Here is an 18,613-nt window from a genome sequence, read left to right on the forward strand (position 1 = left end):
TGTTAGCAGGTTTTTATACAGATTTACCTATTCCTATTTTTCTTATCGATAGCCCTGGTAATTCTGGCCCTAAAGAAACAAGAAGACTGGTTCACCCTAATAGGTATAGGGCTGATGCTCGCTATGCTTGTAATCTTGTTGACCTTTCCCTTAGAATAAGTATTAAAGAGGTATTATGATTAATATTGAAAATCTGAACAAAGTTTATGAAAATGGTTACGAGGCCTTAAAGTCTATCAACTTAGATATAGAAGATGGAGCCTTGGTTACTCTCCTAGGTCCTTCTGGTTGCGGTAAGTCTACTATACTAAACATAATAGCGGGCATCCTTGATCCGACAAAGGGAGATATCAAGTTTGATGGAGAAAGCGTAATAAACAAACACCCCAAGGACCGTGATATCGGCATGGTTTTCCAAAACTACGCCCTCTATCCTCACATGACAGTCCTAGAAAATATTATCTTTCCACTTACAGTTGGAGATAAGAAAGTAAAAAAGCAAGAAGCGATCAAGATTGCCCAAAAATACATGGATCTTGCCTATATTGGAGAGATAAAGGATAAAAAGCCAGGACAAATCTCTGGTGGCCAACAACAAAGAGTCGCCATAGCCCGTGCCCTTATCCAAAATCCAAAGACCCTTCTCCTAGATGAGCCTTTAAGTAACCTAGATGCTAGACTTAGATTATCTATCAGAGAAGAGATTAGAAATATAGTAAAGGAAGTTGGAGTAACTACGATTTTTGTAACTCACGACCAGGAAGAGGCTCTTTCCATATCTGATTACATAGCCTTGATGGACAAGGGAGTTATCCAACAATACGACAAGCCACAAAATCTCTACCTTGATCCAGCAAATCTCTTTGTTGCGAAATTTATAGGAAATCCTATTATAAATATTTTTGAATTTGAAAAGAAGGGTGATGACCTAATTTCGTCAGATCTAAAGCTTAAGCTAGAGGATTTCGAGAAAGAAAGATTTAAAAAAGAGTTAAAGGATGGAGATTACCTAGTAGGCATTAGGCCAGAGCACTTCATCCTTGATAATGAGAGTGATATCAGGGTGAAGGTTGATTCTATAGAGATGATTGGAAGATATATGATCCTTCACTTCGACTTAGACGATGTATCTTCTAAGATGATAGTAGATAGCAAGCTTAAGATTAAAGCAGGCGATGAGATAGGAATTTATATAGACTATCCATCAATTTATATTTTTGAAGAAGACGGAAGTAGGGTTTACTAATGAAAAAGCTTAAGTATTCTGCAGAAAAAAACAACAAGGCTTGGCTATATCTGGCCCCAGCCCTTGTATCTATCCTTGTATTTTCTGTCTATCCTTTGTTTAGGACCTTTGTGATGAGTATGCAAAATAACAACATACTCGCACCTAGCTTTGTAGGCCTTTCAAATTTTCCGATTGTATTAAAAGACCCTCTATTTAAGAGGGCTATGATAAACACCTTAATATATGCGGTAACAGTTGTTCCCTTATCAATAATTATATCTATGCTTATAGCCCTAGTCCTAAATACCAATATCAAGGGAGGTAAGTTCTTCGAGACCTTGTTCTTTATCCCTTACCTAACCAGCGTTATAGCTATAGGTATTGTGTTTAGATATTTATTCCACGGCCAATACGGTTTTATCAATTATGTCCTAGGATTTGTTGGTCTTGGACCGATAGACTTTCTAAATGATCCTGATTATAATATGACAGCCCTTATAATTTTTGGTGTATGGAACGCCTTGGCCTTTAATATTATAGTAATACTCGCAGGTCTTAGGTCAATTGATAAAAATTATTACAAGGTTGCTGAGATGTTTGGAGCAAGTAGCTGGGAGCAATTTAGGAAGATCACCCTCCCACAGCTTAAGTCAATCATTACCTTCTTGTTTTTGACAAGTTTTATCACAGCCTTTAAGGTCTACAATTCAATCTTTGCCCTCTTTAATGGCAGGGCAGGTGTCGGCAATAGACTTGTAACTGCGGTATTTTATATCTACAACAAGTTCTATGTGGAATACAGATACGGTCAGGCTATGGCTGCAGGAGTGATTTTATTCTTATTCCTCCTCTTACTTACTTTCTTACAGAAGAAGGCAATAGAAAGGTTGGCAAAATAATGCAAAAAGTTTTAAGAATAATTGGATATATTTTTGTTGTAATCATGGCGATTATTACAGTATTTCCATTTCTTTATATGATTTCATCATCGCTAATGAGCTTTCAAGAAGTAACGAGCATTCCGCCTAAGCTTCTTCCACAAAAGCCAATATTTTCAAATTACGTCGAGGCTATGAAGGTTGCTCCTTTTGGGAGGTATTTTCTAAATACAGTTTTTGTATCTTTGACCAATACCATAGTTACTTTGATAACTACAACCCTTGCGGCCTTTGCCCTAAACTTTTGTAATTTCAAATACAAAAAACTCCTAGAAGCCTTCATGCTATCGCTCCTAATGATTCCTTTTGAGATTATAATCTTTACTAACTTTTCAACAATTGCAAGATTAGGACTCATAGATACTTATACTGCCCTTATAATTCCTTTTTTGGCATCAGTATTTTATATCTTTTACCTAAAGGAATTTCTCAAATCTATTCCGATGGATTTCTACAAGGCAGCTAAGGTCGATGGGGCAAGTGACTTTGAGTTTATTAGAAAAGTAATGATTCCTATGAGCAAGTCAAATCTCTTTACCATAGGGCTCTTAAACTTTATTACAGGATGGAACTCCTTCTTGTGGCCAATCCTTGTTACAAATACCACAGAGATGCGACTTATATCAAATGGTCTATCAGCCTTCGCTACTGAAGCAGGCCAGTTAATTCACCTTCAAATGGCAGCAAGTACTATTACTATAATGCCAATTTTAATATTATATTTCCTCTTTAGAAAACAAATCTTAAGCGGTGTTTCCTACGGGGGTATCAAAAGATAGAAAAAGGGTATATAATATTAGTGAAGGAAAATATAACAAAGGAGATTTTATGAAAAAGAAATTATCGTTGTTAATGGCTCTAGTTTTGTCACTAGGAGTATTCACAGCATGCGGATCTAATGAAAACACAAGTGAAGAAAAGGCAGACAGCAAGGTAGAAGAAAGTGCTGATCAAGTTAAAGATGACAAGAAGGAAGAAGGAAAAGAAGAAGATAAGGCAGGAGGTCAAACAGAAATAGTATTCTGGCACGCTATGGGTGGAGGTCAAGGAGAAGCTCTTGAAAATTTGACCAAGAAGTTTGAAGAAGAAAATCCAAACATCAAGGTTACTCTTCAAGGTCAAGGAAAATACGGAGACTTAAACCAAATCCTCGTTGCATCAATGCAATCACCTAAAGACCTTCCAACAATAACTCAAGCTTATCCTGACTGGATGCTTCAATTCAAAGACGCTAATATGATAGCAGATCTTACAGACTATGTTAAAAAAGACATGGATGATTATGATGATATCTTGCCAGGAGTAAGAGATGAGTTAGAAAAAGATGGCAAGATTGAAGCTCTACCATTTAACAAATCAACAGAAGTATTCTGGTATAACAAAAATCTTTATGATGAACTAGGACTAAAAGAGCCTACAAGTTTTGAAGAGCTAAAAGAAAATGCTAAGAAAATTTACGAAGCAAAAGGAATCCCTGGGGCAGGATTTGATTCACTATCAAACTTCTACCTAACATATCTAAAAAACAAGGGAATCGAATTTGATGAAAATCTAGACCCTGCTTCAGCTGAATCTATCGAAGCTGTTGAATATTATCTAGAAGGTATCAAAGAAGGATACTTTAGAATAGCAGGGACAGACCAACACTTATCTGGTCCGTTTGCAAACGAACAAGTTGGTTCATTTGTAGGATCAAACGCTGGTGAAGTATATGTAAAAGAAGCTCTAAACGATAAATTCGAATATGCTGCAGCTCCTTACCCAGCAAAAGAAGCCTTCCAACAAGGTACAAATATTTACATGTTTGACAAGGCAAGTGATGAAGAAAAACAAGCAGCATTTAAATACATGCAATTTTTAGCTAGCAAGGATTCACAAGTTGAATTTGCTATAGCTACAGGTTACATGCCAGCAAGAAAATCTGCAGTTGAAGATGAAACTTACAAATCATCTGATTCAAAAATCGCACCAATTCTTGATAAGGCAAGTGAAAAACTATTCTCTAGACCACTTGCTCCAGGCAGCCAACAAGCCTACAATGACGTAGCAAGTTTACTTGAAAGCATCCTTTCAAATCCAAATGCAGACGTTAAGGCAGAGCTTGAAGCATTCGCGCCACAATTTAAGGCAGACTTTGAAGCTCAATAAAAATTACAGAAAAACAGGCGAGAAATAAGAATCTTGCCTGTTTTAAATTACTCAATATCTAGTTTGAGCTGGATATTATATTCGTCTTTTATCTTTTCAATAAGCCTTCTCGCAACCTCTTCCATATCCTCATTCCTCAGAATTTCTTCCGTCTTTACCTTATCATAGGGGAGTAGGACATAAGATATCTTACTATTTTTGATAATTGCAGCATAACCATTTTGATCAGCCGCCCTCCTTATCTTCGAAAAATTAGAATTAGCTTCGGACATGGTATATAGGTTTTCATCAGAAAATTTCATAAGAGCCTCCTATATAGCTTATATCCTAATTGAAGATAATTAATCATCTATATAAAGTAAAAAGGCAATAAGGATCTAGTCCTTAATTTTTGGCTAGTATTTTAATATTAAAAACATTCCTTAAGTAAACTTATGCAAAGAAAAAGCCAAAGGCTTGTGTGCCCTTGACTTAATAGATTTATTTTTTTGCAGCATCTACTATAAGTTGTAGGTAGTTTGCAGTATCTTTTAGGGTTGCTCCTGTTACAGAATCAATTGTTCCGTCTTCATTTTTTGCTGCTATAGCTTCTTCAATTTCTGCTGCAGTCTTACCAGAAATAAATTTTTCGATTGCTTCAAAGTTGTCCTTGATTGAAACTGTTGATTGAGCTTTTTCTGTCATTAGAGCAGAATACTTATCATTGTTTTCAAGCTTAGAAACTAGGACTTTGTTGCTGTCAGCATAGCCTTGAGTAAAGTCATCTTCTGCATTTGTAATTCCTTCAGCATCTTCCATGTATTGGAATTCGTCGAAGCTTGCTGCGATGATCTTGTCGCCTTCCATAGCTAGGACGCAGTCAGCGAATGATTTTTCTCCGTGAGGAGCTCCTGTTATAGCCTTGAATGTAATATCCTCTGGATTTTCTGCGTGTCCTACTGATACGAATTGGTCATCTCTTGCAACTGCAGTTACGTAGTTTAGTAGGGCAGGAGTTGACTTAAATGTTGCTCCTGTTACAGCCTCGATTATTTCGTCTTCACTCTTGTCTTTTAGGAATGTTTCAACTTCTTCGATTGTCTTACCCTTTACGAACTGAGATATTCCTTCGTAAGTTTCCTTAAGACTTGTAGGAGATCCTGCTTCTTTCATTTCTGATGAGTATTGTTCTTCGTTATCCATCTTTGAAATAAGGACTTTACCTTCAGCAGTTCCTTCTCCAAATCCCTTATCAGAATTTGCTACGGCCTCATATCCTTTATCAGCGCCAGCGTATTGGTATTCATCGATAGATACGCCGACAATCTTATCTCCGCTTGTTGCAACAACTATACGTGGGAAGGATCTTGCTCCTTCGCTTTTTGGATATCCTCTGTGAAGAATTACATTGCCTTCAGCTTGTTCAGCATTTTCTGGCTTAACTTCTTCAACCTTTTCTTCTTCCTTGTCGGCTTCTTCTTTGTTATCAGTAGCCTTATCGTCTTTGTTTTCGGCAGATTCTTCTACCTTAGTATCTTCTTTCTTGTCAGCTTCGTTGTCAGCTGTGTTTCCACATGCGCTTAGGACAAGAGCTGTCGCAAGCATAAGAGATGCTATATTAAATTTTTTCATTAGTTTCCCTCCTAATATATTAAAAATTCCTAACTAATATTATATTTTAATCGATAAAGTTTGCAAGTTTAAGGAATGGTAAGCTTTTCTTTTGCTATAAAATTTGGTATAATTAAGATATAAAATTAAAGATGTTGGCTGGGCTAATTGATTATAGGTAGTTTTTTGAGAAAGAAACTGCCTTTTTTTTAAGGATATTTAAGGAGAAATTATGAAAAATATCAATGTAAATAACGAAATCAACAAACTCAAGAAGGTCCTCGTTCACAGACCTGGAGATGAACTTCTAAATCTTACACCAAATGCCTTGGACGAGTTACTCTTTGATGACATACCGGACCTGGACAAGGCCAAGGAAGAGCACGACGCATTTGCTCAAATTTTTAGAAATGAGGGAGTAGAGGTAGTTTATCTTGAAGACTTGATGGCAGAGACTCTCAAAGATAGTAAGGACCTCAAAGAAAAATTCCTTGACCAATACCTAAAAGAGGCAGATATAGATGATGACCTAGTCCTTAGTGAGGCGAGAAAGCTCTTAGCTTCTATCAAAGACGAGAAAGAATTCGTCCTAAAAACTATGGCAGGTCTTACCCTAAATGAGTTAGGAATCAAAAATGACCACGTCTTATTTGACTATAAATACACTGCTATAAATCCCATGCCAAACCTTTACTTTACTAGAGATCCCTTCTCCACAATAGGAAAGGGAGTATCCATCAACACAATGTATTCAGTGACAAGATCAAGAGAGACTATCTATGCTGACTACATATTTAACCACCACAAGGATTACAAGGGTACTAAGAATTATTATGGTAGGGGAAAGAAATACCATATCGAAGGCGGAGATATATTAAATATCAACGAGAAGCTCTTGATGATAGGTATTAGCCAAAGGACTCAGCTTGCTGCCATCAAGGACCTAGCTCATAATATCTTATTTGATGAGGAATCTAAAATAGAAGAAATAATTGCAATAAACATCCCTAATGAAAGAGCCTACATGCACTTAGATACTGTCTTTACTCAAATCGATTACGACACCTTCACCTACCATCCTGGAATAATTTCTACCTTCCATGCTATTAAATTTAGCAAAAAAGACGATAAGATCGTAGAAGATATAATAGAAAAATCCTTAGACGACCTCTTAAAAGATTCTCTAAAGCTCGATGAAATAAAACTTCTCCCTTGCGGGGGAGGAGATCCTATAGCAGCCCTTAGAGAACAATGGACAGACGGATCAAATACCCTAGCTATTGCTCCAGGTAAGGTAATTGTTTATAAGAGAAATACCGTAACTAATCAAATGCTTGAGCTAAATGGCATAGAAGTAATAAAGCTTGACTCATCAACCCTAACAGTAGGTAGGGGAGGACCAAGATGTATGTCCATGCCACTTGTAAGAGAAGACTAAAGATAAATTAAAAATAAAAACATATAAATTAATAAAAACTAATTTGAAAATCAATAATATGGAAAGTATAATCAAGATATAGAAAGAAAGGTCAACTAGGGTAGAAAATCTACTCTTTTGAAAATTAAAGAAAGAGGCAGAAATGTTTGATTATAAAAACAATAGAGGCAGAAAAGAAGAAAATACAGTAGGAAAAGTTCTATTTACAGCTGCTGCAACAGCGGTAGGAGCTTATCTATACCTCAAAAACAACAACAAAATCGACAAAGTTAGAGATAAGGTAGACGATATAAAAGACGAAATAATAGATGCAGTAAAAGGCGAAGACCTTTTGTAATGTAGCCTACAAGGCTTTTGAAATCGGCAAATCCACTAAAATGAGATTTGTCGATTTTTTATTTAGGAAATATATATCATTAGATTATAGGTGAAAAAATCAAAAATAAGTAAAAGACAAGACAGTAGTTCGCACCTACTGCCTTTTTTTTCTTGAATCTCATGAAGATTCATACTCTACATTTCCTTGAAGTTTAATCAAGGGCTTTTTTGGAGATTAATGAGCTTGCTTCTCTTAATGATATTTTATATTTTATACTTTAATTTTCAAATATTTAGCTTCGTTAGAAAATAGTTTCCAACTCTTAATTTACCTATGAAGAAAGTTTTACAGTTTTTGATTAAGTATATTTACATATATTATAGAATAAATATTTTAACAAGGTACATTAATTTTAAAGGAGTTATAATATGGATATGAGCGAGATTTTAAAAATTGATAACGACTTAGATAGGAACGAAGAATTATATAAGGTATTTGATGAAGATAAACGCCTTAAATCAAGAACTGGTCTTGTAGAAAAAATAACTACTTTAACAGAAATAGAAAAACTAATTAGTTCAGACTCAAAAATCCTTGATGTTGGTGCTGGAACTGGAGCCTACACCCTTCCATTAGGTCAAAAAGCTTGTGAGATAGTAGCCCTTGAGCCATCATCTTCAAATTTCAAACTTTTAGAGTCTAAGTCAAAAGCCCTTGCCAACATAAAAGTCTATAATAAGTCCTCTTATGACTTAAAAGATCTAGAATCAGATTATTTTGATATAGTGCTTTTATTTGGGCCAATGTATCACCTATCAAGGAAAGAAGACAGAATGGATGTCCTTAGACAGGCAAAAAGAGTGTGCAAAGATGATGGTTATATATTAATATCTTTTATAAATCACGACACAGTCTTAATAAGCGAAACTATTAACTACAACACAAATATTTTTTCAAGTGATTCATATATTAGTGAGAAACAAAGATTAATTGATAGGCCTTTTGTATTTTTCAAATTAAAGGAAGCAAAAGAAATGATTGAAAAATCAGGCTTAACTATAAAAGAAATAGTTTCAAGCGATGGATTTTCTGAGATTTTAAGTCAAAAATTGGAAGAAATGACGGAAAAATCATTTAATAATTATCTAGCCTTCCACCTTAATAATTGCAAAAATCCAGAAACACTAGGAGCTAGCAACCACTTACTTTTTGTGTGTGAGAACAAAAAATGAATAATATAAAATTATATATACCAAAAGAAAATGAATTAGATTTTGCCAAAATTCTATTAAATGATCCTCTTACTATGGCTTACAACAAAGGATATGATCTGCAATTTGCTGGCTACGATAAGACCATAGGCTGCATAATTCACGATAGAAGCTTTCGGAAAAGACGGTATGATATTTATTTTTTTAATCCAGGTGATTATTTTTACGCCTATATCTATGATGAAGACTTAAAAGCATTTGTAGGTGATGTAAATTTTCATCCTTCAAGCTTAGGGTTTCGCACCAGGGATATAGGTATTGTAATTAAAAATGAGTATAGGGGACAGGGTTACGGTAAGGCTGGTCTTAAATTACTAATCGATAAGGCTTTTTCCTTTGAAAATATACAATATCTTCATAATAATTTTGAGAAAACACGAACATATGCTTATAAAATCCATACAGACCTAGGTTTTAGAATTATTGGCGTGGAAAATAATATAGTCGATTTAATTTGTGAAAAAAAGATAAATTAGATAGAAATTTATTTTAATGATTTAGTTTGACAAGTCCTCTCTATTTTGCTACAATATCATGTGGAAATTTAGGGAGGTATTATGAAAAATTCTAAAAAAATCTACAAAGTAGAAGAAAAAGTTCCATTAAAATTATTGTTACCCTTGTCGATCCAACATACTTTTGCAATGTTTGGCGCTAGTGTCTTAGTTCCTATTTTATTTGGCATTAATCCAGGTATCGTATTATTGATGAATGGTATCGGAACATTATTATTTATATTAATTACTAAACAAAAAGCACCTGCTTATTTGGGTTCTTCATTCGCATTTTTAGCTCCAGGTACAGCTATTATCGCAAATGAAGGTTTCCAGTATGCTCAGGGTGCTTTTATTGTGGTCGGAATTCTCGGCTGTATCTTAGCTTATATAATATATAAGTTTGGGACAAGTTGGATAGATGTTCTTCTTCCACCTGCAGCTATGGGAGCAGTTGTTGCTCTTATAGGTTTTGAGCTTGCTGGAAATACTGTAACAGGAGGAACAATTGGGGCCAATCTTATGACAGATACAGCTTCAAAGAAAGACTTTTTGGTCTTTTTTATAACATTATTTACAGCAATCATTGGATCAGTTGCCTTTAAGGGCTTCTTCTCAACAATTCCTATCTTGATCTCAATCGTGGTAGGATACATTGCTGCGGTATTTTTCGGAATGGTAGACTTTACTCCAGTAAGAGAAGCGAGCCTTTTTACCCTACCAGACTTCTCAGCTCCAAAGTTTTCTGCCAGTGCAATCCTTGCCATGCTTCCGGTAATCCTAGTAATTACAAGTGAACATATTTCTCACCAAGTTGTAACAAGTAATATCATAGGAAGAGATCTTTTAAAAGAGCCAGGTCTACACAGATCAATCTTTGCCGATAACTTCTCATCAGCCCTATCAGGATTTGTGGGTGGTGTTCCTACTACAACTTATGGAGAAAATATCGGGGTTATGGCTATCACAGGAGTTTATTCAGTCCAAGTTATTGGGGGAGCTGCAGTTATTTCGATAATCATGGCCTTCTTTGGACCTTTGGCTGCGATTATTCAGACTATTCCAGGAAATGTAATAGGAGGAGTAACCTTCCTTCTTTATGGAATGATAGGTACAAGTGGTATAAGACTCTTGGTAGATCAGAAGGTAGATTATTCCAAGTCAATCAACCTAGTCTTGACATCAGTAATATTTATAGCAGGTCTTTCAGGGCTTTCTTTAAAGTTTGGAGCAATCCACCTACAGGGAATGGTCCTAGCCTCAGTTGTGGCAGTTGTCCTATCTGCCTTTATGACCCTTCTTAAGAAATTAAATCTAATTAACCAGTAAAAATAAAGCTCCCCGTTAAGGGGAGTTTTTGAGTCGATATTATTGTAAAAATAAGTGTTCGATTAAAATCTTTACTCCAAGGCTTATGAGGATTATTCCTCCAGTAAGCTCTGATATTTGCTTACTCTTCATTCCAAGCTTAGAGCCAATCTTAAAGCCCATTACTGAAAGAAGGGCAGTTACTATTCCTATTGTAGATGCAGATTTTACTATATCTATATTTAAAAAGGCAAGTCCTACTCCTACTGCCAAGGCATCGATAGAGGTCGCAATTCCCATCTTTGATAGGGAAAGAAAGTCAAAGCCACGGTTAACCTCACAATAGGCATTTCTTGATTCTTTTATCATCTCAAGTCCTAAGATCAAAAGCAAGAAAAAGGCTATCCAATGATCAATAGCCTTTATAGATTCCGCAAATCTTCTTCCCAACAAGAATCCAATAACTGGCATAAAGGCCTGGAAAAAGCCGAAACAAAAACCAACCGACAAACTGTTTTTATAGAATGTGTCTTCTCAGATAAGCCCTTGCAGATACTTGCGGCAAAAGCATCCATGGCAAGGCCCACTGACAAGATCAATAATGATGCTGTATCCAAAAATCCCCCTTTATCTTCCTTAAGTAAATTGCTTATATATTTAACCGGAAAGCCAACTTAATGCAAGTATAAAGAAAAACCGGCCAGTTTGGCCGATCTCACTTTACAAAATTATTCAAATTGACTTATTATTCTTTCTGCTCTTGCTATAACCTCGTTACTTCTTCTTATTAGGTCGTTTGCCCTATCACCCATTGTACGAGCTATAGCAGGATATTCGCTCATTATATACTTGACAGCTTCTATAGTAAGCTTGTGCTCTTCAATTGTATATTTTAATTCTTGAACGGCTAGTATCTTCTTACCATATTCTTTTAGATTATTCTTAGCCTCGTTAAGTCCTATTGTCGCATTTCTAAGCTCTTCATAGCTTGCATCTTTATTGTTAAGGACTGACTTAGCATATTCTAGGGCCCCATTGTATTCTGCCTTTAGGCTTTCTTTGTTTATTAGGCCGTAGGCTTTAGATGCGAAAATATTTTCGCTATCATTAATTCCGTTTTGCAATTGCTCTCTTTGACTTGCCATCTTATCTTCTTCAGCATAGCTTATGCTTACTGGTGATATAGTTGGAAAACTTGGAACAGTTGCTAGAAAAGCAAAGTTTATTGTAAATATTAGGGCTAATATCTTTTTCTTAATCATTCTTACTCCTATTTCCTATTTATAGCATTCCGTAGTGTTCTAAAATCTTGTTAGATTTTTCTATTACCTTAGCAGATTTTTCTAGATATGCTCTGATCTGATTGCCGTAATTTTTGGCAATAGCTGGGTAGTTTAGGAGCATCTTGCAAGCCTTAACTGTTAGCTCGTGCTCTTCTTTAGCTGCCTTTAATTCTTTAAGAGCCTTTTTGATTTTATCGGCATCTTCTTTAAGTTCTAGGCCTTCCTTAGCTTCTTTTAATTTACCTACAATACCTTCATAGTCTTCAAGCTTTGAATTAGGATTACTTTCTATTGATTTAGCACTTGTTAGAGCAAGGTCAAATATCTTGTAGGTATTTTCGGTGTATTTGTCTTTGTTTTTAACAATTTCTTCTGCATCTTTAATTTTTGTGCCTAATTCTTCTTTTGCTGCATTTTCCTTAACAGCTCTGATTATAGCTTCTCTTGCTTCTCTTATATCTGCTACGGCTTTTTCGTATTCGCCTTCAGATAATTTGTTAGATCCTTTGTTGAAAACTAGGTATCCATTTGTGATTGCAAGATCATAGAGGTCTTTTTTATCTTTTGGAGCATTTTTATAATTGGAATCATTTCTCACAAAATCTTGAGATTCCATTAATAATTTGGCTAGGGTCTCTGTATCTACGCTTTCCCCGTTTAGCTTATCTTTTGCTTCATTTAGCAAGGCTAATTGAGATTTGGCTTTTTCTGCTTCTATCTTGTAAGCTTCATCACTAGTTAAACCCTTTTCTTCTTCTAGGAAAGCTTTAGTCTTTTCCATTATTCCATCAAAAGATGCTTTTGGATAAGATGTTGAGTTTATATAAGTGTAGTCATCATATAAGTTAAGGCAAGAATTGTAAGTATTCTTCAATTCATTAAAAACATTTTCGTATATTTCTTTTGCGCTTTTTTCTTGGCTTACTTCTGGAGCTGCTTGTACATTTGTTAAGCTTTGTCCACTTCCTAGAACGAAACTTGTAGCGAGAGCTATTGCTATTATTCCCTTTTTAAGATTATTTTTTTTCATAAAAACTCCTTTTTCTAGTTTTACTTTTCTTTATTATACCATAGAACCGTTAACTTTCAGCATTTATCAAATCTTTACTGAGAATTGATTTTATTTCTCTTCTTAAATGTATTCTTACCCGTTTTGTGATATAGTATAGTATATATTATGGAGGCTATATGAAAAAATTTGGAAAAGTTATATTGGCTCTTGTCCTAACGGCAGGAGTTGGTTTTACAGGCTATATTGTTGGCCTAAATCGTGATTTAAATGCTACAAATAAGAGTGAAGACCAAGCGCATATTGAGGATATGCATATGTTAAAGAGCTTACTTGATAAGAACTTCCTCTTTGATTATGACGAAAAGGACCTCTATGAGGGATCTCTTAAGGGAATGTTTGCCAATCTCGGCGACCCTTACACCCAATACTACAGCAAGGATGAGTTTTCCAAGCTAATGGAGACTCTTGACGGGAGATATAAGGGAATCGGAGTTTTGGTTCAAGCGAGTAAGGAAGGCTTTATCAAAGTCGTTCAAGTCTTTGATGGTTCTCCTGCTTCTGAGGCAGGCCTTAAAGAAGGCGATTATATAATAAAGGTCGAAGGCAAGGAATATTCTGCAGATCAAATGGAAGAAGCTGTCGCTATTATGAAAGGTGAGGAAGATACTAATGTCAAAATCACTGTTAGAAGAATGGAAGAAGATGGCAAGAACTTCAAAGATATAGATATGGAAGTCGCAAGACGTGATGTTAAAGTCGATACGATAGATGAAAGTCTTATGGAGATAAGAGATAAGAAGATCGGCTACATCCATATCAAGTCCTTTGATGATGTAACAGGAGAAGACTTCGAGGCCTCTTACAAGAAGCTAAAAGATGCTGGAATGGAAGGGCTTGTTTTAGACCTTAGGAACAATCCTGGTGGATCTCTTGACGTTTGTCTCGATATAGCAGATAAATTCCTAGATAAGGGAGTTATAGTAACTACAGAAGATAAGAAGGGAGAAGTAATCACTGAAGAAAGTGACGAAGATAAAGACGATATCCCAATGACAGTCCTAGTAAATGAAAACTCTGCTTCAGCAAGCGAGATCTTATCTGGAGCGCTCAAGGACAGAGATAGGGCTAAGATTATCGGTAAGAAGACTTTTGGTAAGGGTATTGTACAAAAACTTTTCCCACTAGATGATGGATCAGGGGCTAAGATTACAATCAGCGAATACCACACACCATCAGGTGCAAAAATCAATAAGGTCGGAGTAGAGCCTGATATCGAAGTAGAAAATACTGAGGAAGGCCTTGAGATTTCAAAGAAGAACTTCTCAAAGGATGATCAATTCAAAAAGGCCCTTCAAGTCCTCTTAGACCAAATGGGTGAATAGATGCAAAATCATGCTGATTATTCAAAAAGAGTAGAAGAGTTAAACTCACTTCTAGAAAAACGTGATGGGACCAATCTTTCCAAGCTTTTGAGAAGGACTAACCCTGTAGATATAGAAGAATTCATATCGACTTTAAGCGCAGAAGATGCCCTAATTGTATTCAGACTCCTCAAAAAGGAAGATGCAATAGAAGTTTTTGCAGAGCTTGATCCGGAGGATAAGGATAAGATTAAAAAGGGACTAAATGATACGGAATTTCATTCGCTTTTGGGCCAACTAGACTTTGACGATATGATCGACACCTTAGAGGAGATGCCAGCTTCTGTCGTTCAAAAAATTCTAAGAAATACCGATACAGAAAAGAGAAAGAAAGTTAACCAATATCTTAAGTTTCCAGAAGATTCTGCAGCAAGTCTGATGACTCCAGAATTTGTGGAGCTTAAGATAACAATGACTGTAAAAGAGGCCCTAGAGACTATAAAAAGGGTTGGCAATAACAAGGTCACCGTCTATACTTGCTATGTTACAGATTCTACCAAAAAGCTTTTAGGCTACGTGTCCTTGAGAAATCTCGTCACAAGTGATGGAGATACCCTAATATCAACCCTTCTCTATGAGGATGTAATCACAGTTAGGACAGACGAGGACCAAGAAGATGTAGGAAGGACCTTCCAAAAATACGGCTTTACTGCCCTACCAGTAGTGGATAAGGAAGATAGGCTTGTGGGAATTATCACGGTAGATGATATCATGTGGATAATTGAGCAAGAGGCAACAGAAGACTTCCAAATCATGGCTGCTACCACACCAGAAGAGGAAGAATACAGCAAGATGAGTGTTTGGGATCTTGCCAAAAACAGGATTCCTTGGCTGATGTTTCTTATGATATCATCTGCCTTTACCTCAACCATACTTAAAAGCTACGAGGCAGTTATCCAGTCGATAATCGCCCTCAACATGTTTATACCTATGCTAACAGACTCTGGGGGAAATGCAGGAAGCCAGACATCAACCCTTGTAATCCGTGCTATGGCTACAAAGGACATAGAACTATCCGATTGGGCCAAGGTCGTATGGAAGGAATGTAGGATTGGAATGGTATGTGGCTTATTCTTGTCAGTAGTAGGATTTTTCAAATGCTATTTATTTGATAAAGTAGGCTTAGAGATTGCCCTTATGGTTGCAGTTACGCTTTTCTTTATAGTTGTTACTGCCAAGGTCGTGGGATCTCTCCTTCCGATAATTGCCAAAAGACTCGGAGCAGATCCAGCTATAATGGCAAGTCCCCTTATCACAACCATAGTTGACTCCCTGGGTCTTATAGTTTACTTTAACATAGCTCAAATGTTTATGGATGTTGCACCAATATAGGGAGAATTATGAAATATAAGAAAAAATATACTATAGGACATATGTTTTGCGACCGCTATGGCTATTTGACCATGAGAAATCTTGCGGCCTTGATGTTTGATGTTAGTTTCGAGCAAGCAAGTTTCCTCGAGAAGAATATTGATATGGAAAAGTTCAGATGGATTGCTTATTCATGGGAGATAGATATAAGAAGGAATGTAAAACTCGATGATGAGATAGAAATTACAACCATACCGACCCATATGAATAGGTTCTATGCCTATAGGGATTTTATAGTAGAAAAAAATGGACAAACCATCATAGTGGCCAAGGCAGTATTTCTGTTGATGGATATAGAAAGACTTCGCCCGGTAAAAATCTTAGATGATTTAGTAAAGGCCTATGGTAGAGAAGAGGAAGTATTCACTGCTAGGGATGTGAAACTAGAAAAAGACCTTGACTTTATTAAGGATATCCAAATTAGGAAGGCAGATATAGATACAAATTTCCATGTGAACAATGCAGTTTACTTCGATTATATCGAGGAACTTTCGGATATTTTCGCCAAGGATATAGGCTATATCAAATTAGTTTACAGAAATGAAATTAGGAATAAGGAAAGCGTAAGGGCCTTAGGTAAAAAGAGCGGAGATGAATTCTCCTTTGCCCTAGAAGATGGGTCTTCTAAGACTTATGCTTACGGAAAGATAAGATTAGATGTATAAAGAAGGATTTGGGAATATTCCCAACAAGGATAAGATAATAGATTATTTAGAAAAAGGCTTTAAGGATAAGTCTGATAGGTGGATCATAAAATCCTGGCTTTGCGGAAAAACTGCAGAAAAAATGGCTAAAGACTTGGGACTTGACCCAGATATAGCCCTGGCTTCTGCCTCCCTTGCCCAGATCGGTAAGTCCTCTTCTGGTGAAAATAATTTTCTAGAAGGCTTCAAGATCCTTAGGGCAGATTCTTATTTTTTTCCAGCGAAGGTTGCCATAAGCCAAAGCTTCCCCCTAAAGGACTTAGAGCTTTACAAGGATATTTACGACCTAGATCCCAAGGAGGAAGAATTTATAAGAAATTTCTTATATAGATATGATTACACAGACTACGACTATCTAGTCCAGTATCTTTATATGATATTTGATGAAAACTTTGTGGGACTTGAGAAAGGGATGGAACTTTTCTTAGATGAATCCTATCCAGCTCTTTTTAGGGAAAGATTTTATGAATTAGAAGAATATTTCCTCCCCAAGCTTGATGGAGATATAGAAGCTTATCTTATAAGAGCTAAAAAATCTAAGTTTCCTTACAAGCTTTTTAGGGACTAGGATTATTAAAATTTAAAGAATATACAAGCTAAATCTCGTTTGCAAAACTAAGTAACAGCAGTATATTATTAGTGAATTTATTTTACCAAACCCAAGGAGGCTGTTGCAATCTCGCAAAAGTCTCCTGATTTTTTTATAGGAGTTTTTATGAAAGTAAAAGTATGTAAAAAATGCTCAAACGTTGATATAGATAAATTAGAAAAACTTAGTGACGAATACGGATTTAAACTAAAGACAGGCTGTCTTGGTCATTGCAAGAAGGGGCAGAAAGATCAATCCTTTGGAGAGATTAAGTCAAAATTTGTCAAGGTAAAAGACTCTGAAGAATTTATGAAAAAGGTCGAAAAAAAGGCTATCAAGGCAGAGAAGTCCAAGAAAAAGAAAAAAGACAAGAAGAAAAAAGACAAAAAGAGAAAGAAGAGTTAGTAAATTTATATGGAACTTAAGAATAGCAAACACTACGATGATGAAACTCTAAAAAGATGGATAGAAGACGAATCCCTCACAGATGAGCTTAACAAGAAGGCTGATGCTATTAGAAAAGAAATCTATGGAGATAAGGTCTTCGTCAGGGGTCTAATAGAGTTTTCAAATGTATGCAAGAACGACTGTTACTATTGTGGAATAAGAAAGTCCAACGACAAGGTCGAAAGATACAGGCTTAGTGAGGAGGAGATTCTCGCTTGTGCAGACCTTGGCTATAAGCTTGGCTATAGGACCTTCGTCCTTCAAGGGGGGGAGGATGGACATTTCACAGATGATATGTTCGTGGATATAGTCAAAAAAATTAAAAATCTCCACGATGATGTGGCCATCACTCTATCTTTGGGAGAAAGATCTTACGAATCTTATAAGAAATTGTTTGAAGCGGGTGCTGATAGATATCTTCTAAGGCAGGAGACTTCAGACAAGGACCATTACTCAAAGCTCCACCCAGAAACTATGAGCTTTGAAAGTAGGAGACAAGCCCTAAGAGACTTAAAAGAAATAGGCTTTCAAGTAGGTGGAGGCTTTATGGTAGGATCTCCTTACCAAAAGACAGAAGATATCATAAAGGACCTGAGATTCCTAGAAGAGCTAGAGCCTGCTATGATTGGAATAGGCCCTTACATGACCCAGCATGATACTCCTTTCAAGGACTTTCCTAATGGATCATTTGAGATGACCCTAAGACTTGTCTCAATCCTTAGGATTCTTTTCCCTTATGCCCTAATACCAGCTACAACAGCCCTAGGAACAATCAATCCCTTGGGAAGAGAAAGAGGCCTACAAGCAGGGGCAAATGTTCTAATGCCAAATCTTTCGCCAACTATGGTGAGGGAGAAATACTCACTCTATGATAATAAAATCTGTACAGGAGATGAGGCGGCAGAATGTAGGGCTTGCCTTGAACTTAGAATAAAAAATGCAGGATACGAAATCGTAACCGACAGGGGAGATGTCATAACCTACGATAAGAAAACAAGAAAATACTCATAAGAAAAGACCTAAAAGCCTTAAGTACAAGTAAAAGCTTTTAG

General features: G+C 36.2%; 20 protein-coding genes. 15 read left to right on the forward strand and 5 right to left on the reverse strand.

The annotated features are described in order from the left end of the window. Window positions 1–175 precede the first annotated feature (175 nt). From APRE_RS01395 to APRE_RS01410, 4 genes are read left to right on the forward strand one after another with little or no spacing between them, the layout of a single operon-like run. A complete protein-coding gene (locus tag APRE_RS01395; RefSeq protein WP_015777217.1) occupies window positions 176–1,246 on the forward strand; it encodes an ABC transporter ATP-binding protein in 1,071 nt (356 codons plus the stop codon). Then, on the forward strand, window positions 1,246–2,127 hold the full coding sequence (locus tag APRE_RS01400; RefSeq protein ID WP_015777218.1) for a carbohydrate ABC transporter permease: 882 nt from the start codon (window positions 1,246–1,248) through the stop codon (window positions 2,125–2,127). The genes APRE_RS01395 and APRE_RS01400 overlap by 1 nt, the downstream gene beginning before the upstream one ends. Next, on the forward strand, window positions 2,127–2,945 hold the full coding sequence (locus APRE_RS01405) for a carbohydrate ABC transporter permease (RefSeq protein WP_015777219.1): 819 nt from the start codon (window positions 2,127–2,129) through the stop codon (window positions 2,943–2,945). Before APRE_RS01400 ends, APRE_RS01405 begins: the two co-directional genes overlap by 1 nt. Before the next feature lie 49 nt (window positions 2,946–2,994). Continuing rightward, entirely contained in the window at window positions 2,995–4,314 is a 1,320-nt protein-coding gene (locus APRE_RS01410; RefSeq protein WP_015777220.1) for an ABC transporter substrate-binding protein, read from the forward strand. A 47-nt stretch (window positions 4,315–4,361) separates the two neighbouring features. On the opposite strand, the gene APRE_RS01415 is transcribed toward APRE_RS01410, so the two are convergent. Together APRE_RS01415 and APRE_RS01420 are read right to left on the reverse strand one after the other, a co-directional pair. Then, the gene (locus APRE_RS01415; protein ID WP_015777221.1) at window positions 4,362–4,616 is read right to left on the reverse strand and encodes a hypothetical protein; all 255 of its coding nucleotides are present in this window, start codon (window positions 4,614–4,616) and stop codon (window positions 4,362–4,364) included. 178 nt (window positions 4,617–4,794) lie between these two features. Continuing rightward, window positions 4,795–5,925 (reverse strand): hypothetical protein, encoded by a 1,131-nt coding sequence (locus APRE_RS01420; protein ID WP_015777222.1) that lies wholly within the window; start codon window positions 5,923–5,925, stop codon window positions 4,795–4,797. Window positions 5,926–6,136: 211 nt separating this feature from the next. Between APRE_RS01420 and APRE_RS01425 the strand changes: the two genes are divergently transcribed. The 5 genes from APRE_RS01425 to uraA all read left to right on the forward strand — a co-directional run bounded on the left by APRE_RS01425 (window position 6,137) and on the right by uraA (window position 10,755). Then, window positions 6,137–7,342 carry an arginine deiminase gene (locus APRE_RS01425; RefSeq protein WP_015777223.1) on the forward strand — a complete coding sequence of 402 codons (1,206 nt, stop codon included), beginning with the start codon at window positions 6,137–6,139 and terminating at the stop codon, window positions 7,340–7,342. Window positions 7,343–7,484: 142 nt separating this feature from the next. Next, window positions 7,485–7,679 (forward strand): hypothetical protein, encoded by a 195-nt coding sequence (locus APRE_RS01430; RefSeq protein WP_015777224.1) that lies wholly within the window; start codon window positions 7,485–7,487, stop codon window positions 7,677–7,679. A gap of 416 nt (window positions 7,680–8,095) precedes the next feature. Then, the gene (locus tag APRE_RS01435) at window positions 8,096–8,893 is read left to right on the forward strand and encodes a class I SAM-dependent methyltransferase (RefSeq protein ID WP_115597382.1); all 798 of its coding nucleotides are present in this window, start codon (window positions 8,096–8,098) and stop codon (window positions 8,891–8,893) included. Continuing rightward, a complete protein-coding gene (locus tag APRE_RS01440) occupies window positions 8,890–9,408 on the forward strand; it encodes a GNAT family N-acetyltransferase (RefSeq protein WP_015777226.1) in 519 nt (172 codons plus the stop codon). Before APRE_RS01435 ends, APRE_RS01440 begins: the two co-directional genes overlap by 4 nt. Before the next feature lie 81 nt (window positions 9,409–9,489). Further along, complete coding sequence (gene uraA, locus APRE_RS01445) at window positions 9,490–10,755, forward strand: uracil permease (protein WP_015777227.1); 1,266 nt, start codon at window positions 9,490–9,492, stop codon at window positions 10,753–10,755. Between the two features lie 39 nt (window positions 10,756–10,794). Here uraA and APRE_RS01450 read toward each other — a convergent pair whose 3' ends face one another. From APRE_RS01450 to APRE_RS01460, 3 genes are all read right to left on the reverse strand, one after another. Further along, window positions 10,795–11,205, reverse strand: a complete 411-nt coding sequence (locus APRE_RS01450) for a manganese efflux pump MntP (RefSeq protein WP_338025054.1) — start codon at window positions 11,203–11,205, stop codon at window positions 10,795–10,797. 257 nt (window positions 11,206–11,462) lie between these two features. Continuing rightward, window positions 11,463–11,996: an FIVAR domain-containing protein gene (locus APRE_RS01455; RefSeq protein WP_015777228.1), complete on the reverse strand. Its 534-nt coding sequence runs from the start codon at window positions 11,994–11,996 to the stop codon at window positions 11,463–11,465. A 19-nt stretch (window positions 11,997–12,015) separates the two neighbouring features. After that, entirely contained in the window at window positions 12,016–13,047 is a 1,032-nt protein-coding gene (locus tag APRE_RS01460) for a hypothetical protein (RefSeq protein WP_015777229.1), read from the reverse strand. 158 nt (window positions 13,048–13,205) lie between these two features. Between APRE_RS01460 and APRE_RS01465 the strand changes: the two genes are divergently transcribed. The 6 genes from APRE_RS01465 to hydE all read left to right on the forward strand — a co-directional run bounded on the left by APRE_RS01465 (window position 13,206) and on the right by hydE (window position 18,572). Further along, window positions 13,206–14,411, forward strand: a complete 1,206-nt coding sequence (locus tag APRE_RS01465; RefSeq protein ID WP_015777230.1) for a S41 family peptidase — start codon at window positions 13,206–13,208, stop codon at window positions 14,409–14,411. Next, complete coding sequence (gene mgtE / locus APRE_RS01470) at window positions 14,412–15,782, forward strand: magnesium transporter (protein ID WP_015777231.1); 1,371 nt, start codon at window positions 14,412–14,414, stop codon at window positions 15,780–15,782. It abuts the gene before it with no gap. Between the two features lie 8 nt (window positions 15,783–15,790). Beyond that, on the forward strand, window positions 15,791–16,486 hold the full coding sequence (locus APRE_RS01475; protein WP_015777232.1) for an acyl-[acyl-carrier-protein] thioesterase: 696 nt from the start codon (window positions 15,791–15,793) through the stop codon (window positions 16,484–16,486). After that, entirely contained in the window at window positions 16,479–17,093 is a 615-nt protein-coding gene (locus tag APRE_RS01480) for an HD domain-containing protein (protein ID WP_015777233.1), read from the forward strand. The genes APRE_RS01475 and APRE_RS01480 overlap by 8 nt, the downstream gene beginning before the upstream one ends. 147 nt (window positions 17,094–17,240) lie before the next feature. Continuing rightward, window positions 17,241–17,519 (forward strand): hypothetical protein, encoded by a 279-nt coding sequence (locus APRE_RS01485; protein ID WP_015777234.1) that lies wholly within the window; start codon window positions 17,241–17,243, stop codon window positions 17,517–17,519. A gap of 9 nt (window positions 17,520–17,528) precedes the next feature. Next, on the forward strand, window positions 17,529–18,572 hold the full coding sequence (gene hydE, locus APRE_RS01490) for a [FeFe] hydrogenase H-cluster radical SAM maturase HydE (RefSeq protein ID WP_015777235.1): 1,044 nt from the start codon (window positions 17,529–17,531) through the stop codon (window positions 18,570–18,572). The last annotated feature ends 41 nt before the right edge of the window (window positions 18,573–18,613 follow it).

This window comes from Anaerococcus prevotii DSM 20548 (assembly GCF_000024105.1).
GTDB lineage: Bacteria > Bacillota > Clostridia > Tissierellales > Peptoniphilaceae > Anaerococcus > Anaerococcus prevotii.